The 15,815-nt window shown below is 65.3% G+C and carries 12 protein-coding genes; 4 read left to right on the top strand and 8 right to left on the bottom strand.

Annotation, left to right across the window (positions count from 1 at the left end; genetic code table 11):
- Positions 1 to 28 precede the first annotated feature (28 nt).
- Positions 29 to 1,726 (bottom strand): AMP-binding protein, encoded by a 1,698-nt coding sequence (locus ACF3ND_RS03875; RefSeq protein WP_394064426.1) that lies wholly within the window; start codon positions 1,724 to 1,726, stop codon positions 29 to 31.
- Positions 1,727 to 2,070: 344 nt separating this feature from the next.
- Between ACF3ND_RS03875 and ACF3ND_RS03870 the strand changes: the two genes are divergently transcribed.
- The 3 genes from ACF3ND_RS03870 (at position 2,071) to mgtE (ending at position 5,306) form a co-directional block, all read left to right on the top strand.
- Positions 2,071 to 3,285, top strand: coding sequence for a M20 aminoacylase family protein (locus ACF3ND_RS03870; RefSeq protein ID WP_394064424.1), 1,215 nt, complete (start codon positions 2,071 to 2,073; stop codon positions 3,283 to 3,285).
- A gap of 173 nt (positions 3,286 to 3,458) precedes the next feature.
- Positions 3,459 to 3,803 carry an acyl-CoA thioesterase gene (locus ACF3ND_RS03865; protein ID WP_394065775.1) on the top strand — a complete coding sequence of 115 codons (345 nt, stop codon included), beginning with the start codon at positions 3,459 to 3,461 and terminating at the stop codon, positions 3,801 to 3,803.
- Positions 3,804 to 3,824: 21 nt separating this feature from the next.
- Complete coding sequence (mgtE, locus tag ACF3ND_RS03860; RefSeq protein WP_394064422.1) at positions 3,825 to 5,306, top strand: magnesium transporter; 1,482 nt, start codon at positions 3,825 to 3,827, stop codon at positions 5,304 to 5,306.
- 78 nt (positions 5,307 to 5,384) lie between these two features.
- Here the strand turns inward: mgtE and ACF3ND_RS03855 are convergent, their stop codons facing one another.
- The 3 genes from ACF3ND_RS03855 to ACF3ND_RS03845 all read right to left on the bottom strand — a co-directional run bounded on the left by ACF3ND_RS03855 (position 5,385) and on the right by ACF3ND_RS03845 (position 10,706).
- Positions 5,385 to 6,272 carry an NAD(P)-binding domain-containing protein gene (locus ACF3ND_RS03855; protein ID WP_394064420.1) on the bottom strand — a complete coding sequence of 296 codons (888 nt, stop codon included), beginning with the start codon at positions 6,270 to 6,272 and terminating at the stop codon, positions 5,385 to 5,387.
- Between the two features lie 640 nt (positions 6,273 to 6,912).
- Positions 6,913 to 9,642, bottom strand: a complete 2,730-nt coding sequence (gene secA, locus ACF3ND_RS03850) for a preprotein translocase subunit SecA (protein ID WP_394064418.1) — start codon at positions 9,640 to 9,642, stop codon at positions 6,913 to 6,915.
- 119 nt (positions 9,643 to 9,761) lie between these two features.
- On the bottom strand, positions 9,762 to 10,706 hold the full coding sequence (locus ACF3ND_RS03845) for a M23 family metallopeptidase (RefSeq protein WP_394064416.1): 945 nt from the start codon (positions 10,704 to 10,706) through the stop codon (positions 9,762 to 9,764).
- A gap of 18 nt (positions 10,707 to 10,724) precedes the next feature.
- Here ACF3ND_RS03845 and ACF3ND_RS03840 point away from each other — a divergent pair, with 18 nt between their 5' ends.
- The gene (locus ACF3ND_RS03840) at positions 10,725 to 11,207 is read left to right on the top strand and encodes a DciA family protein (protein ID WP_394064414.1); all 483 of its coding nucleotides are present in this window, start codon (positions 10,725 to 10,727) and stop codon (positions 11,205 to 11,207) included.
- 29 nt (positions 11,208 to 11,236) lie between these two features.
- Here the strand turns inward: ACF3ND_RS03840 and lpxC are convergent, their stop codons facing one another.
- The 4 genes from lpxC to ACF3ND_RS03820 all read right to left on the bottom strand — a co-directional run bounded on the left by lpxC (position 11,237) and on the right by ACF3ND_RS03820 (position 15,804).
- Entirely contained in the window at positions 11,237 to 12,160 is a 924-nt protein-coding gene (lpxC, locus tag ACF3ND_RS03835; protein WP_394064412.1) for a UDP-3-O-acyl-N-acetylglucosamine deacetylase, read from the bottom strand.
- A gap of 283 nt (positions 12,161 to 12,443) precedes the next feature.
- Complete coding sequence (gene ftsZ, locus ACF3ND_RS03830; protein WP_394064410.1) at positions 12,444 to 13,610, bottom strand: cell division protein FtsZ; 1,167 nt, start codon at positions 13,608 to 13,610, stop codon at positions 12,444 to 12,446.
- A gap of 168 nt (positions 13,611 to 13,778) precedes the next feature.
- A complete protein-coding gene (ftsA, locus tag ACF3ND_RS03825; protein WP_394064408.1) occupies positions 13,779 to 15,005 on the bottom strand; it encodes a cell division protein FtsA in 1,227 nt (408 codons plus the stop codon).
- A 7-nt stretch (positions 15,006 to 15,012) separates the two neighbouring features.
- Positions 15,013 to 15,804: a cell division protein FtsQ/DivIB gene (locus ACF3ND_RS03820; protein ID WP_394064406.1), complete on the bottom strand. Its 792-nt coding sequence runs from the start codon at positions 15,802 to 15,804 to the stop codon at positions 15,013 to 15,015.
- Positions 15,805 to 15,815 lie beyond the last annotated feature (11 nt).

Raw genomic sequence — 15,815 nt, 5'->3', positions numbered from 1 at the left:
GGGCCGGACCGTTCTGCGCCGCGCCGGTTCAACCGGCCGGCGCCTTCCCGGCTTCCTCGTCGCGCAGCACGCGGCGCAGGATCTTGCCCACATTGCTCTTGGGCAGCTCGTCCCGGAACTCGATGATGCGCGGCCGCTTGTAGGCCGTCAGCCGCTCCTTGCACCAGCGCTTGATCTCGTCCTCGGTCAGGGACGGGTTCTTGCGCACCACGAAAAGCTTGATGGTCTCGCCGCTGTGCTCGCTGGGCACGCCCACGGCGGCCACTTCCAGCACGTCCGGATGCGAGGCCACGACATCTTCGATCTCGTTGGGATAGACGTTGAAGCCCGAGACCAGGATCATGTCTTTCTTGCGGTCGACCAGGCGGATGCGGCCCTGCTCGTCCATGATGCCTATGTCCCCCGTCTTCAGGAAGCCTTCGGCGGTGAAGGTCTTGGCGGTTTCCTCGGGCTGGTTCCAGTAGGCGGACATGACCTGCGGCCCTTTCACCGCCAGTTCGCCCTGCTCGCCCTGGGCCACGGGCTGATCCTGGCTGTCCAGCAGGACAACGTCCGTGGACGGCAGCGGAAAGCCGATGGTGCCGCTGTAGTCCCTGGAGTCGGTGGCGTTGACCGCCACCACGGGCGACGTCTCGGACAGGCCGTAGCCCTCGATCAGCGGGCACCCGGTCAGCGCCAGCCAGCGCTCAGCCACGGACTTCTGCAGCGCGGCCCCGCCGGCCAGGCACAGCTTGAGCTGCGCGAAAGGCAGGGAACGGAACGGTCCGTGATTGGCCAGGGCGTTGAACAAGGTGTTGACCGCCGGCACGACCTCGGGCGGGTTGCGCTTCCAGGCCTTGCAGATGGAATCCAGATCGCGCGGATTCATGATCAATACCATGTGCATGCCCGCATACAGGGCGAACAGACCGCACACGGTCAGGGCGAAGATGTGATAGAGCGGCAGGGCCACCATCATGGTGTAGGCCGGTCCCTGGAAATCGCCCAGGGCCGGATGCCCGACGGCTTCCACCTGCAGCACGTTGGCCATCAGGTTGCGCTGGCTGAGCATGGCGCCCTTGGGACGGCCCGTGGTGCCGCCGGTGTACTGCAGCAGCGCCAGATCATCGGGATGCGCGGGCTCGCGCCGCAGGGGCAGGCTCGCGCCCTGCTCCAGCACATCCTGCAGGCGCAGCGCGCCGGGCAGCGAGTACGAGGGCACCATGCGCTTGAGATAGCGCACCGCCAGGTTGATCACGGCGCCCTTCAAACCCATCAGGTCGCCCACCGTGCTGATCAGCACATGGCGCGGCTGCACTTGCTTGGGCACCTGCTGCAGCACATGCGCGAAGTTTTCCAGGATGACGATGACATCGGACTGGCTGTCGGCCAGCTGGTGCTCCAGTTCGCGCTCGGTGTACTGCGGGTTGGTGTTGACCGCCACCATGCCGGCGCGCAGCGTGCCCACCAGGGCCATCAGAAACGGCAGGCCGTTGGGCAGCATCAGCATGACGCGGCTGCCGCGCTCCAGCCCCTGGGACTGCAGCCAGGCCGCAAAGGCATCGGCGCGCCGGTCCAGCTGCGCGTAACTGACGTCATGGCCCATGAAGGTCAGCGCGGTCCTGTCTTTGTGCTTCTTGATGGCGGTATCCAGAGAGTCGATCAGGGTCTGGTCGGGACCGAGCCGGATGTCCTTGGGCACAGATGGCGGATAGTGCTCGAGCCATGGTTTTTGCTGAGTATCCAAGAGCTTGTCACCTAATTCTGGTTTATTTATGGTTAACTCTACTCTACCTCATTGTTTAGGACCTGTTCACGTTCTTTTCTTGGCGCCTGCCGCCCCTCCGAGGCTGTGGATGCAGGGCGCAAGCCGCAGCCGGGCTGGCGGTCCGGCGAGAAGTTGCGACGCGCCAGACGCGGCCCTGAAGGGGCGATTCTTCGGGCAAGGCATACAGCGACATTCCTTGCTGCATGCCCTGCCCAGGCGCCAGCTTGAGCGGCGGCGCGCGCTCGGCTTGTCTCTGCCTGCTGTCCTGCGGACGCCATGGAAAGAACGCGAACAGGTTCCCGGCCCACGAACAGGACTGCATCATGAAGCTGCTCGAACCCATTTCCGCCTGGTCCCACGAGATCGCGGCCATACGCCGCGATCTTCACGCCCATCCCGAACTGGCCTTCGAAGAGACCCGCACCGCCGACCAGGTGGCGCACTGGCTGCAGCAGTGGGACATCCCCGTGCACCGGGGGCTGGGCGTCACCGGGGTGGTGGGCGTGCTCAAGGGCACGGGCGGCGAAGGGCCTTCCATAGGCCTGCGCGCCGACATGGACGCCCTGCCCATGCAGGAACTCAACGAGTTCGCCCACAAAAGCCGCCACGACGGCAAGATGCACGCCTGCGGACACGACGGCCACACCGCCATGCTGCTGGGCGCGGCCCGCTATCTGTCCGAGCACCGCGATTTCGCCGGCACCATCCACCTGATTTTCCAGCCGGCCGAGGAAGGCTTCGGCGGGGCCCGCGAGATGATACGCGACGGACTGTTCGAACGCTTCCCCATGCAGGCGGTCTTCGGCCTGCACAACTGGCCCGGCATGCCCGCGGGCACCTTCGGCGTGCTGCCCGGCGCCATGATGGCCTCCAGCAATACTTTCGAGATCCGCATCGAGGGCAAGGGCGCCCACGGGGGCATGCCCAACCTGGGCGTGGACCCCGTGGTCACGGCCGTGCAGCTGGCCCAGAGCCTGCAGAGCATCGTCAGCCGCAACGTGGACCCGCTCGAGCCCGTGGTGCTCAGCATCACGCAGATCCATGCCGGTTCGGCTGACAACGTCATTCCCAACGAGGCCGTCATGCGCGGCACCGTGCGCACCTTCTCCGTGCAGGCCCTGGACCTGGTCGAGCAGCGCATGCGCGAGCTGGCCGAGCACACCTGCGCGGCCTTCGGCTGCAAGGCCGAATTCGACTTCGACCGCCGTTACCCGCCCACCATCAACGACCCCGGCCAGGCCGCCTTCTGCGCCCAGGTCATCCGCGAACTGGTGGGCGAAGACCGCCTGCGCCAGGACATCCGCCCCTCCATGGGGGCCGAGGACTTCTCCTTCATGCTGCAGGAGGTGCCCGGCTGCTACGTCTGGCTGGGCAACGGCGACGGCGACCACCGCAGCCAGGGCCACGGCATGGGGCCGTGCATGCTGCACAACGGCAGCTATGACTTCAACGACGCGCTCATCCCCGTGGGCGCCAGCTACTGGGTCAAGCTGGCGCTGGACTGGCTGCGACAGCATCGATCACCGTCGATGCTTTAACAAATGTTTAGCGGCAGACCTCGCGCTTGCCATTACAATGCCAGTTCCCGCCGTCTGCCGTGCGCGGCCCGGTCGCGCACCTCGGCCATCCGCCAATCCGTACCACTGGAGTATTCGTGAGTACCCCAAGCATTCCCACCCAGCTTCCCGACGGCGCGCCCACCCTGCGCGTCATGCCCATGCCCTCGGACGCCAACATCCACGGCGACGTCTTCGGCGGCTGGATCATGTCCCAGGTCGACATCGCCGGCGCCATCCCGGCCACGCGCCGCGCCCAGGGCCGGGTCGCCACCATTGCGGTGAACGCCTTCACCTTCAAGCAGCCCGTCTTCGTGGGCGACCTGCTCAGTTTCTATACCGAGATCGTCAAGACCGGCCGCACCTCCATCACCGTCTCGGTGGAAGTCTATGCGGAGCGCAAGCGCCTGCAACTGGAAACGGTCAAGGTGACCGAGGCCACGCTGACCTACGTGGCCACCGACGACGAGCGCCGCAGCCGCCCGCTGCCCCCACTCTAAGCAACAGCAACAGGCAGGCCTATGCAGGAAAACCAGGTTTCCCCCTCCGACACCAGCCCCAACCCGACGCCGCGCCGGCTGGAGCCCGAAGACGCGCAACAGGCCCTGCATCGCCTGCAGAACATCCTCAAGCGCCAGGAAGTGGTGGAATCCCTGGCCCAGCGCCAATTCGAGGACGATGACCGCTCCAACCTGCTCGAAGGCCTGATCCACCGGCAGCACGAAGCCGAGATCAAAGCCATCATCAACGACCTGCATCCGGCCGACATCGCCTTCATCCTGGAGTCGCTGCCCGAAGCCGAGCGCCAGGCCGTCTGGCAGCTGGTCAGCTCCGAACACGACGCCGACGTGCTGCTGGAAGTGGCGGACTGGGCGCGCGAGTCGCTGATCCGCTCCATGGACACCGCCGACCTGATCGCGGCCGCCGGCAACATGGACGCCGACGAGATCGCCGACCTGGTGCCGGACCTGCCGCCGGACGTGGTGGCCGCCGTGCAGCGCGGCCTGACCGACGAGGAGCGCGCCCAGCTGATCGAAGCCATGGGCTATCCCGAGGACACCGTCGGCGCCATCATGGACTTCGACATGGTGCGAGTGCGCGAGGACGTCACCCTGGAGGTGGTGCTGCGCTACCTGCGCCGCCTGCAGGAACTGCCCGACCACACCGACCAGATCTTCGTGGTGGACCGCGCCGACAAGCTGCAGGGCACCCTGTCCCTGACCCGCATGCTGGTCAGCGAGCCCGAAACCCTGGTCTCCTCGGTGATGTCCACCGACTACCTGACGCTCAATCCCCTGGATTCGGACTCCGACGCGGCCGGCGCCTTCGAGCGCTACGACCTGGTGTCCGCCCCCGTGGTGGACGACATGGGCCGCCTGATCGGGCGCGTGACCATCGACGAGGTCGTGGACGTGCTGCAGGAGGACTCGCAGGAACAGGCCCTGTCCCGGGCCGGTCTGCAGGAAGAAGACATCTTCTCGCCCATCCGCACGGCCATCCGCAACCGCGCCCCCTGGCTGCTGATCAATCTGTGCACGGCCGCCACCGCCTCTTTCGTCGCCTCGCGCTTCGAGGACACGGTCAGCCACATCGTCATCCTGGCCTTCCTGATGTCCATCGTGGCCGGCATAGGCGGCAACTCCGGCAACCAGACCATGACCATGATCATCCGCGCCATGGCCACCGGCCGCGTCACGGGCTCGAACGTGCTGCCCCTGATCAAGCGCGAACTGCTGGTCACCTTTCTGGTGGGGGCCTGCGGCAGCATCGTCACGGCCTTCTTCGCCTGGTTCATTTCCGATTCCATCGCCATCGCCGCCGTGATGATGGCCGCCATGATAGGAAACATGCTGCTGGGCGCCGCACTGGGTGTGCTCATCCCCATTCTGCGGGACCGCTTCGGCAACGACCCCGCCGTGGGCTCATCGGTGCTGCTGACCTTCGCCACCGATTCGCTGGGCTTTCTGCTGTTCCTGGGCCTGGCCACCATCTTCCTGCTGTAGGGCCGGCGCAGGCCTCACAGGCACGCGGACGGAAACTCGGCCTCCCCCTGTGGCGGCATTTCCGGCGGCGTCGCGCCGTCAGCGCGCCTTGTCGTCCGCGTCCGCCAGCAGCACCGCCAGGCTTTCTTCCACGCCCAGCGCCTGGCCGCGCTGCAGCGCCGGCGTATCCGCCGTATGCTGGAAAAAATCCAGAACCCCGCCCATGACGCGAGGCGCTATGCCCGCCTGTTCGAGCTGCCGCTTCACTTGCAGCACTTCGTCACGCCTGCGCACGCCGTGCACCAGGTGCGTGCGCAGGCACAGTTCCATGAAATGGCGCAGCCCGTGGTGATCCAGATCCCGCAGCACCTCATGCAGCTCTTCGCGCAGGCCCATTCGTTCGGCCAGCATCAGGTTCTCGATGGCCAGCGCTTCCAGGCCCTTGGTCATCAGACTGCGCAGCAGCTTCAGGCGCATGGCGTCGCCCGCCTTGCCGGGCAGCACCCGCATGGCAGCCCCCCGAGCCTGCCAGAAGGCGGCGGCGCGTTCGGCGCCCTGTCCGGCCCCCAGCAGCGAGGTGCGCACGCCGGTGGTGGGCACCGAACCCATGATGGCGATGTCCACGAAATCCACGTCGCGCTGCCGGGCCAGCTCCGCCATGGCCTCCATGTCCTGCGGCTCGCCGGTGCACAGGTCCATGTACAGGCTGCCCGGCGACAGCCAGGGCAGCACGGCCTGCGCCACCGCCGCCGCCTGCGCGCCCGTGACGGCGCTGATCACGGCGTCCAGTCCGAGCCAGGCTTCATCGGGCGCCAGGCATAGTTCGGCCTGCAGTTGCCGCGCCAGCTCGAGCGCCGCCGGCGCCTTGCGCCGCACCAGCAGAAAGGGAATCTCCACCCCGGCTGACTTCAAGGCCGGGCCATAACAACGGGCGACCTCGCCCGCGCCCACGAGGGCGATACGATGCAATTCAGGGAACATGCTCATGAGGGGGAAACGAGGGCTGCCATATGGGTACAAGCTTCAAGCTTAAATCAAGTTGATGAATCCTTGGGAAGCGAGCGTTTTTTTCACAGTCAGCTCTGTATATGAAAAACGAAAAACTTGAGTCAAGTCTGCCGTTCGATTACAAAGCCGATCTTTGTGAGGACGCCGTTCAAGCCTTTAGGGGGACAGCCTGGGCTGACGGCTTGCCGGTGCTGCGCACCGGGTCCCTTGTCAGTGTTTCGCTCCGGGCGCGCCGTTAACTTGCCCGGTGACTCGTCCCCCGGACGAGCCACAAGCGTCGGGCGCGAACAGAACGGCGCTTGCCTCCCTGCGCTCTCCCCCTGCCTGCGGCAAGCCATCTGATCCGCCCTGCCTGTCCCCCTAAAGGCTTGAACGGCTCACAATGACCGCTGTATCGAGCACCGAACACAATCCATCCTCTGCATTCCGGCAAAAATCGCTCAATCGCTTCTCCGCATTTCGGCGAAACTGTCATGCCATGCAGGCTGCTACCTGCTTGTGTCCCCTCCTCCTACGGGAAACAAATTGTCTCGGCGCGCCCGCCAAAGAAAAACCCCATGGGCCGGAGCCCATGGGGTCGATGAATGACAGCATCCGGCCTATGCGGGCCGGGGATGCGTCAGGCCAGTCGGCCGTGGCATTGCTTGTATTTCTTGCCGCTGCCGCACGGGCAGGGGTCGTTGCGGCCCACGCGGGGGACTTCGCCCTTGGGGGACTCGTCCAGGCCGGGGTCCTCGCCGCTGAGGGCGGCGTCGTAGTCCGAATGATGGAAACGCACATTGGCCGGAGGCGGCGTGTCCACCGCGGCTTCCTGCGCCTGTTCGGGCGACTGGATGCGCACGGTCATCAGCACCTTGACCACTTCGTCACGTACGCGATCCAGCATGTCGGAGAACAGTTCGAAGGCTTCGCGCTTGTATTCCTGCTTGGGATCCTTCTGGGCGTAGCCGCGCAGGTGGATGCCCTGGCGCAGGTGATCCAGCGCCTGCAGGTGACCGCGCCATTGCGTGTCGATGGACTGCAGCAACACCGCGCGCTCGAAGCTGCCCCAGTTGGGCTGCCCCACCTGGTCGATCTTGGCCTGCAACAGGCGGCGGGACTCTTCCACGACGCGGTCGTGCAGGTCCTCGTCGGTCAGGTTGGGCTCCTGCTCCAGCATGGCGGCCAAGGGCAGCTCGATCTGGAAGGTGCTGGCCAGGGCCGTGGTCAGGCCGGGAATGTCCCATTGCTCTTCCATGGACTCTTCAGGCACATACTCGCGGAACAGGCGGCTGACGGCGGCTTCGCGCAGGCTGCTGATGGTGTCGGTGATGTCGGCCGATTCCAGGACCTCATTGCGCTGGGCGTAGATGACCTTGCGCTGATCGTTGGCGACGTCGTCGTACTGCAGCAATTGCTTGCGGATGTCGAAGTTGCGGGCCTCGACCTTGCGCTGGGCCGACTCGATGGAGCGGGTGACCATGCGGGCCTCGATGGGCTCGCCTTCGGGCAGGCGCAGGCGTTCCATGATGGCGCGCACGCGGTCGCCGGCGAAGATGCGCATCAGCGAGTCTTCCAGCGACAGGTAGAAGCGCGAGGAGCCGGGATCGCCCTGGCGGCCGGCGCGGCCGCGCAGCTGGTTGTCGATGCGGCGCGATTCGTGGCGCTCGGTGCCGATGATGCGCAGGCCGCCGGCCTGCTTGACCTGCTGGTTGACGGGCTCCCAGGCGGCGCGGATGGCCTGGATCCGGGCGTCCTTCTGTTCCTGGCTGAGCGAGGCGTCCTCGCGCACCTGCGCGATGGCGCGCTCGATGCTGCCGCCCAGCACGATGTCGGTGCCGCGGCCGGCCATGTTGGTGGCGATGGTGACATGGCCCGGCTTGCCGGCCTCGGCCACGATCTCGGCTTCGCGCGCGTGTTGCTTGGCGTTCAGCACCTCGTGCGCCACGCCCGCGGCCTTCAGGCGCTGGGAGATCAGCTCGGAGTTCTCGATGCTGGTGGTGCCCACCAGCACGGGCTGGCCGCGTTCATGGCAGTCCTGGATGTCCTTCAGGATGGCGTTGAACTTTTCCTCGTCGGTCTTGAAGACCTGGTCGTTCTGGTCGTTGCGCTGGGGCGGACGGTTCGGAGGAATGATGACGGTTTCCAGGCCGTAGATTTCCTGGAACTCGTAGGCTTCCGTATCGGCCGTGCCGGTCATGCCGGCCAGCTTCTCGTACATGCGGAAGTAGTTCTGGAAGGTGATGGAGGCCAGGGTCTGGTTTTCGTTCTGGATGCGCACGCCTTCCTTGGCTTCCACGGCCTGGTGCAGGCCGTCGGACCAGCGGCGGCCGGCCATCAGGCGGCCGGTGAACTCGTCCACGATGACCACTTCGCCGTTCTGCACCACGTACTGCTGGTCGCGGAAGAACAGGTTGTGGGCGCGCAGGGCGACCATCAGGTGGTGCATCAGGGAGATGTGGCGCGGCTCGTAAAGGGACTCGCCCTCGGGCAGCAGGCCGATCTCGGTCAGGATTTCCTCGGCGCGCTCGTGGCCGGCCTCGGAGATGTGGACCTGCTGGCCCTTCTCGTCCACCCAGAAGTGGCCTTCGGGCTCGGGTTCGTTGGGGCGCGGCTCCTGCGTCATGCGGGTCAGCATGGGCGGGACCACGTTCATGCGCACGTACAGTTCGGTGTTGTCCTCGGCCTGGCCGGAGATGATCAGCGGCGTGCGGGCCTCGTCGATCAGGATGGAGTCCACTTCGTCGACGATGGCGTAGGACAGGCCGCGCTGACGGCGATCCTCGGCGCGATATTCCATGTTGTCGCGCAGGTAGTCGAAGCCGAATTCGTTGTTGGTGCCGTAGGTGATGTCGGCCTGGTAGGCGGCGATCTTCTCGGCGTTGTCCTGCTGGGGCACGACCACGCCCACGCTCAGGCCCAGGAAGTTGTACAGGCGCCCCATCCATTCGGCGTCGCGCCGGGCCAGGTAGTCGTTGACCGTGACCACATGCACGCCTTTGCCCGCCAGGGCGTTAAGGTAGACGGCCAGCGTGGCGGTCAGGGTCTTGCCTTCGCCGGTGCGCATTTCGGCGATCTTGCCGTTGTGCAGGGCGATTGCGCCCAGCATCTGCACGTCGAAGTGGCGCATGCCGAAGACGCGTATGCTGGCCTCGCGCACCACGGCGAAGGCCTCGGGCAGCAGCGAATTGAGCGACGCCCCGTCGTTGGCGATGCGCTGGCGGAACTCCTGGGTCTTGGCAGCCAGGTCCTCGTCGCTCAGCCCTTTCACGGAGGGTTCGAGCGCATTAATCTGCGCGACCAGCTTGCGGTATTGTTTGAGCAATCGGTCGTTGCGACTGCCAATAAGCTTTTTCAGCAATGAAACCATTCTTGTGTCGTCAATGTGGGCGAGGCTGCAAGGACTTGCAACAATACCCCATTCCTATATCAGGTTAAAGGGAAGCGCAAGAAAACAATACAGTTTAACGCACATGCCGTCCGGTGGAACTACTTGCCCGAATCCAATTGCGCGATCTGATTGTCCACGTACTCGCGCGCCGGCAGGAACAGGTTGGGGTCCAGCGCATGGCCCGCCATGCGCACCTCGAAGTGCAGATGCGAGCCGGTGGACTGTCCGGTGGAGCCCACGCGGGCGATCAGCTGGCCTTTTTCCACGACGTCGCCCAGCTTGACGATGATGGAGGAGGCATGCGCGTAGCGGGTGCTCATGCCGTTGCCGTGATTGATTTCCACCAGCTTGCCATAGCCGGGCACGTAGCGCGCCTCGGACACCACACCGCCGGAAGCGGCATAGATGGGCGTGCCCTTGGGCGCCGGAAAGTCCAGCCCCTCGTGCAGGGCGTGGCGGCCCGTGATGGGGTGCCGGCGCCAGCCGAACGACGAGGCCACGGCATCGTAGTCAATGGGGCGGTAATTGGGCAGGCGCGCTTCGTTGCCGCTGCGTTCGGTCAGCACGGAATCCAGCATGTTGAACCAGTCCTGCTGGTCGGACATCTGCTTGGCCAGGCTGTCCAGCTGCTCCCCCAGGCGTTCGGCGCTCCAGCCCAGGTCGGCGCCCGCGATGCTGGTGGACAGCTCGGCGTCCTGCACCGGCATGGAGTCGGCCAGTTCGGGATTGGTGTAGGCGATACCGGCGGCCTCGGCCACACGCTTGCTCACGCCGTCCATCTCGATCAGCTTGGCCTGCAGGTCGCCGACCTTTTCGGCCAGGCGATTGACGTTGTCCTGCAGTGCGGCGCTGCGCACCTGCTGCTGGACATCCGCCCCGCCCTGCGGGGCGGAGGCGCCGTCGCGTTCGTTCCAATGCGATTGCACCCAGGCGCCCGCACCTGCGGAAACGCCCAACGATGCAGCGGCCAGGACGGCAATCAGCGCCTGGCGCAGTCCTTTGGCGTTAGAATCCAAGGACTTGTTGTCTTTCTGTCGATCCACTTTCGTCAAACCTCGAACATGACCTGGAAACCGCATTCACCGTCGGCGGCGCGCAAGCGCGGCAGTGGCCAGAGCCACGCCTTGGGCTGGCTGGCCAGCGACCAGCAAGGTTCCCAGGTTCTGGAAATGGCCCGGCAGCTCATGGCGGCGCAGACCCATGTCAGCAAGGCCTTGCCACCGGCATTGGGCAAGGCATGTAAGGTAGCCCGTATAGACAGACAGCAATTGACGCTGGCAGTTCCCAGCGCCGCGCATGCCGCCAAGCTGCGACAGCTGCTGCCCACCGTGATGCGGCGCCTGAACGCCGCTGGCTGGAACATTACCGATGCGCTGGTCCATGTACAAGCCTATTTGTTCGCCGGCGAGACAATAAAAGCCGAGCGCCAGGTCCAGCCCCTGGACGAGCGGGCCTTGCAATCGTTCGAGCAGTTGCGCGACTCACTGCCTCAGGGGCCGCTGGCCGAGGCCATAGAACGACTGCTGCGGCATCACCGCGGCTGACTTTCCCCGCCAGGGGAAGCGGCCCGCGATCAGGCGAACTTCCACTCGCTGGTGTAGGCGCGCGGCGCGGCCGCGGCCGATTCGAAGGTGACCAGTTCCCAGCTGTCCTGGGCGGCCAGCAGGGCGCGGGCCAACTGGTTGTTCAGGCCATGGCCGGACTTGCAGGCCACGTAGCGCGCGATCAGCGGATGGCCGATCAGGTACAGGTCGCCGATGGCGTCCAGGATCTTGTGCTTGACGAACTCGTCTTCGTAGCGCAGGCCGTCGCTGTTGAGCACGCGGTACTCGTCCATGACGATGGCGTTGTCCAGGCTGCCCCCGCGGGCCAGCCCGGCCGCCCGCAAGGCTTCGACTTCGCTGGCAAAACCAAACGTACGGGCACGGGCGATGGTCTTGACGTAGGAGTCGCGGGCGAAATCCACTTCGGCGAAATTGGCGGTGGCGTCAATGGCCGGGTGGTGGAAATCGATGGAGAACTGCAGGGCGAAGCCTTCGAAAGGCTCCAGGCGCGCCCACTTGATGTCCTGCCCTTCGCCCTCGGAGACTTCGATGGGCTTGAGCACGCGCAGGAACTTCTTGGGCGCGGCCTGCTCCTGCAGGCCAGCCGAACGCAGCAGATACACGAAGGTGCCGGCGCTGCCGTCCATGATGGGCACTTCTTCGGCAGTCAGGTCCACGTGCAGGTTGTCGATGCCCAGTCCGGCGATGGCCGACATCAGGTGCTCGACGGTGGAGACGCGCACGTTGTCCTTGATCAATACAGAAGCCATGCGGGTGCCGCCGACCTTGTCGGCCTGGGCCGGCAGGTCCACGACTTCGGGCAGATCAACGCGGTGAAACACAATACCGGTATCGGGCGCGGCGGGGCGCAGCGTGATCTCCACGCGACGCCCGGAGTGCAGGCCGACTCCTTTGGTACTGATGACGTTCTTGATGGTGCGTTGGCGAAGCATGGCGGTTCTTGTATTTGTAAATCGTTGTTCGTAAAGACGATTGTAACCGGGTTACGGGTTATCCACTATACCTTTTGTGTTGCCGAACCTTGTTGTCAAGGGGTAACTGCAACAGAACCGGCAAAAAACACCCCTCGCTGCGCCTTCGGCTTGCTGCCCCCCAGGGGGGTGCTTTTTGCCTTGGGAACGGCCCGGCGACAAATAAGAACGCCCCCCGGGGCGCGAGCGCCCAGGGGGAGTGTGGGAGAAATCAAACAGGCGAATCGGGTATCGCCGGCCTGATTCAATCAGCTTGCTTGCGCAGGAATGCCGGAATGTCGAAATGGTCCATGCCGGCGGTTTCCAGGGCGCGCACCTGGGCCGATGCCTGGCTGCGCGGGTTGCGGATCACGGCGGGCACGTCCGCATTGGCGTAGTCCACGCCGATGACGGGCATGTTGTCCGTGCCGGTGCGCAACACTTCTTCGTTGTTCTGCACCAGTTGAGGACGGGACTGCTTGCGGCCCAGGCCGGTCGCCACCACGGTGACGCGCAGGCTGTCACCCATGGACTCGTCGTAGGCCGTGCCGAAGATGACGGTGGCGTCCTCGGCGGCGTAGCTGCGGATGGTGTCCATGATCTCGCGGGTCTCGCGCATCTTCAGCGAGGACGAGGACGTGATGTTCACCAGCATGCCGCGGGCGCCGTGCAGGTCCACGCCTTCCAGCAGCGGGCAGGCGATGGCGCGCTCGGCGGCCTCGCGGGCGCGGTTCGAGCCCGAAGCGATCGCCGTGCCCATCATGGCCTGGCCCTGCTCGCCCATGATGGTCTTGACGTCCTCGAAGTCCACGTTCACGTTGCCTTCGACATTGATGATCTCGGCAATGCCGGCGCAGGCGTTGTGCAGCACGTCGTCGGCGGCCTTGAAGCAGTCGGACTGCGTGGCGTCCTCGTCCATCAGGTCGTACAGGTTCTCGTTCAGCACCACGATCAGCGAATGAACGTGCTTGCTCAGCTCCTCGATGCCTTCCTCGGCCATGCGCAGGCGGCGGCTGCCTTCAAACGAGAAAGGCTTGGTCACCACGCCCACGGTCAGGATGCCCAGCTCCTTGGCCACTTCAGCCACCACGGGGCTGGCGCCCGTGCCGGTGCCGCCGCCCATGCCGGCGGTGATGAAGACCATGTTCGCGCCGTTCAGGGCCGCGCGGATTTCCTCGCGGGCCGTCTCGGCGGCGGCGCGGCCCTGGTCGGGCTTGGCGCCGGCGCCCAGGCCGGTGCGGCCCAGGCGGATCTGGACGGGGGCTTCGCTGCTGGCCAGAGCCTGCGAATCCGTATTGGCGCAGATGAAATCCACGCCCTGCACGCCCGAACGGATCATGTGCATGACGGCATTGCCGCCCGCTCCGCCCACGCCGACCACCTTGATGACCGTGCCGTTCCGGCTGGTATCCAACATTTCAAAATTCATCATGATTGACTCCCACTCAAACACAAATTAGTAAATTTCCAACTCGCTTCCCCGATACAGCTTCGATTTGGAATCGCCTCAAAACACCTGCCAGCCTTGGGGCTCGCAACCGGTTTGAATCGCCTCCCGGACAGTCCCGAAGGACCGCCCCTTTCAGACATCTGCATGCCTTTAATTCATGAACCACTCCTTCATGCGCGCCAGCAGGCTTTTCACGCTGCCTTTCTGCTGGGCGACCTTGCGGCCCCGCGCACTTTGCAGCCGCGCCTCGGTCAGCAAGCCCATGACCGTGGAAAAACGCGGATTGCGCATCACATCGGCCAGGCTGCCTTCATAACTGGGCACGGCGACCCGCACCGGCTTGAGGAACACGTCCTCGGCCAGCTCGACGATGCCGGGCAGCATCGCCGTGCCGCCGGTCAGCACCACGCCCGAGGACAGCAGGTCCTCGTAGCCGGACTCGCGCAGGCTCTGCTGCACGAAGGTGAACAACTCTTCGACACGCGGCTCGATCACCGCGCCCAGCGCCTGGCGCTTGACCTGGCGGTTGGGCCGGTCGCCCAGGCCGGGCACTTCGATCATCTCTTCGGGATGGGCCAGCGACTGCTTGGCCAGGCCGAAGCGCAGCTTGATCTCCTCGGCGTCGGGCGTGGGCGTGCGCAGCATGGCGGCGATATCGCTGGTGATCTGGTCGCCGGCGATCGGGATCACGTCGGTGTGGCGGATGGCCCCGCCCGTATAGATGGCGATGTCCGTCGTGCCCCCGCCTATGTCCACCAGCACCACGCCCAGCTCTTTTTCGTCGGCCGTCAGGCACGACAGGCTGGAGGCCAGCGGCTGCAGGATCAGGTCCTGCACTTCCAGTCCGCAGCGGCGCACGCATTTGACGATGTTCTGGGCCGCGCTGACGGCGCCGGTCACGATGTGCACGCGCACTTCCAGGCGCAGGCCGCTCATGCCGATGGGCTCGCGGATGTCCTCCTGCGAGTCCACGATGAATTCCTGGGTCAGCACGTGCAGCACCTGCTGGTCCGTGGGAATGTTCACCGCCTTGGCGGTCTCGATGACGCGCGCCACGTCAGTCGCGGTGACTTCCTTGTCCTTGACGGCCACCATGCCGCTGGAATTGAAGCTGGTGATGTGGCTGCCGGCGATGCCCGTGTAGACCTCGCGGATCTTGCAGTCGGCCATCAGCTCGGCTTCCTCCAGCGCGCGCTGGATGGAATTGACCGTCGTCTCGATGTTGACGACCACCCCTTTGCGCATGCCCTGAGACTCATGCTGTCCCAGCCCAAGCACTTCAAATCGGCCTTCGGGCAAGACTTCGGCCACCACCGCAACGACTTTGCTGGTGCCGATATCCAATGCAACGATCAGGTCTTTGATGTCACGAGTCATATGTTCTTTACTTCACAGGGGTAGATGAAACCGGAGCCAGCGTAATCGCAAAGCCATTCGGATAACGTAGATCGGCACTCTGCAGCGCGCGGTCGCCCAGGCGCTGCATCAAGGCAGGCCAGGCCTGCACGAATCGTTCAATGCGCACGGCGAAGGGCAAGGCCCCCTTGCGCCCGTGCGGGTCGGCGATGTCCGCCGCCGGGTCGCGCCCCAGGCTCAGCTGCACGCCGTTGGACAGCACCACGTCCCAGGCGTAGCGCGGGCTCAGCGTGACTTCGCGCACCTGCACGTCCAGCGGCCCGAACCAGCGGGCCAGCTCGGCGTAGCGCTGCACCACCAGCCGCTCCGAATTGGGCGGGCCGCTCAGCTGGGGCAGCTCGACATCGTCCGGGATCACGGCCTGGTTGGCGGCGAAGGCCTCGCCCCAGGTGTTGATCATGTCGTTCTCGTTCCAGTACGCCAGAGGCTGCTGCTCTTCGATGCGCACCTGCAGCGTGTTGGGCCAGACCCGGCGGATCTGGGCGCGCCGCACCCAGGGCGCGGTCTCGATCAGGGCGCGGGACTTGTCCAGGTCCACCGTGAAGAAGTTGCCTTGCAGGCGGCCGGCCACGGTGGCCTTCACGCCTTCGGGCGTGACATAGGCCAGCGGCTCCCCCTGGGAGGACTCGATCTGGATGCGCTCGATGTTGAAGTACGGACGGCGCACGGCCCAGACCACGACCCCGACGACCAGCGCCGACACGGCCAGCAGCGCCAGCGTGTTAGCGATCAGATTGGTCAGGCGGGCATCGGAAAACATGATCCTGGCTC

This window comes from Alcaligenes sp. WGS1538, from assembly GCF_043187505.1.
Lineage (GTDB): Bacteria > Pseudomonadota > Gammaproteobacteria > Burkholderiales > Burkholderiaceae_B > Alcaligenes.
This window is presented reverse-complemented; position numbering and strand designations above follow the sequence as displayed.

Excerpts from the sequence above, each read along its gene's own strand:
- ACF3ND_RS03870 (WP_394064424.1), top strand. The coding sequence starts at position 2,071 with ATGAAGCTGCTCGAACCCATTTCCGCCTGGTCCCACGAGATCGCGGCC.
- ACF3ND_RS03865 (WP_394065775.1), top strand. The coding sequence starts at position 3,459 with ATGCCCATGCCCTCGGACGCCAACATCCACGGCGACGTCTTCGGCGGC.
- mgtE (WP_394064422.1), top strand. The coding sequence starts at position 3,825 with ATGCAGGAAAACCAGGTTTCCCCCTCCGACACCAGCCCCAACCCGACG.
- ACF3ND_RS03855 (WP_394064420.1), bottom strand. The coding sequence starts at position 6,272 with ATGAGCATGTTCCCTGAATTGCATCGTATCGCCCTCGTGGGCGCGGGC.
- secA (WP_394064418.1), bottom strand. The coding sequence starts at position 9,642 with ATGGTTTCATTGCTGAAAAAGCTTATTGGCAGTCGCAACGACCGATTG.
- ACF3ND_RS03840 (WP_394064414.1), top strand. The coding sequence starts at position 10,725 with ATGACCTGGAAACCGCATTCACCGTCGGCGGCGCGCAAGCGCGGCAGT.
- lpxC (WP_394064412.1), bottom strand. The coding sequence starts at position 12,160 with ATGCTTCGCCAACGCACCATCAAGAACGTCATCAGTACCAAAGGAGTC.
- ftsZ (WP_394064410.1), bottom strand. The coding sequence starts at position 13,610 with ATGATGAATTTTGAAATGTTGGATACCAGCCGGAACGGCACGGTCATC.
- ftsA (WP_394064408.1), bottom strand. The coding sequence starts at position 15,005 with ATGACTCGTGACATCAAAGACCTGATCGTTGCATTGGATATCGGCACC.
- ACF3ND_RS03820 (WP_394064406.1), bottom strand. The coding sequence starts at position 15,804 with ATGTTTTCCGATGCCCGCCTGACCAATCTGATCGCTAACACGCTGGCG.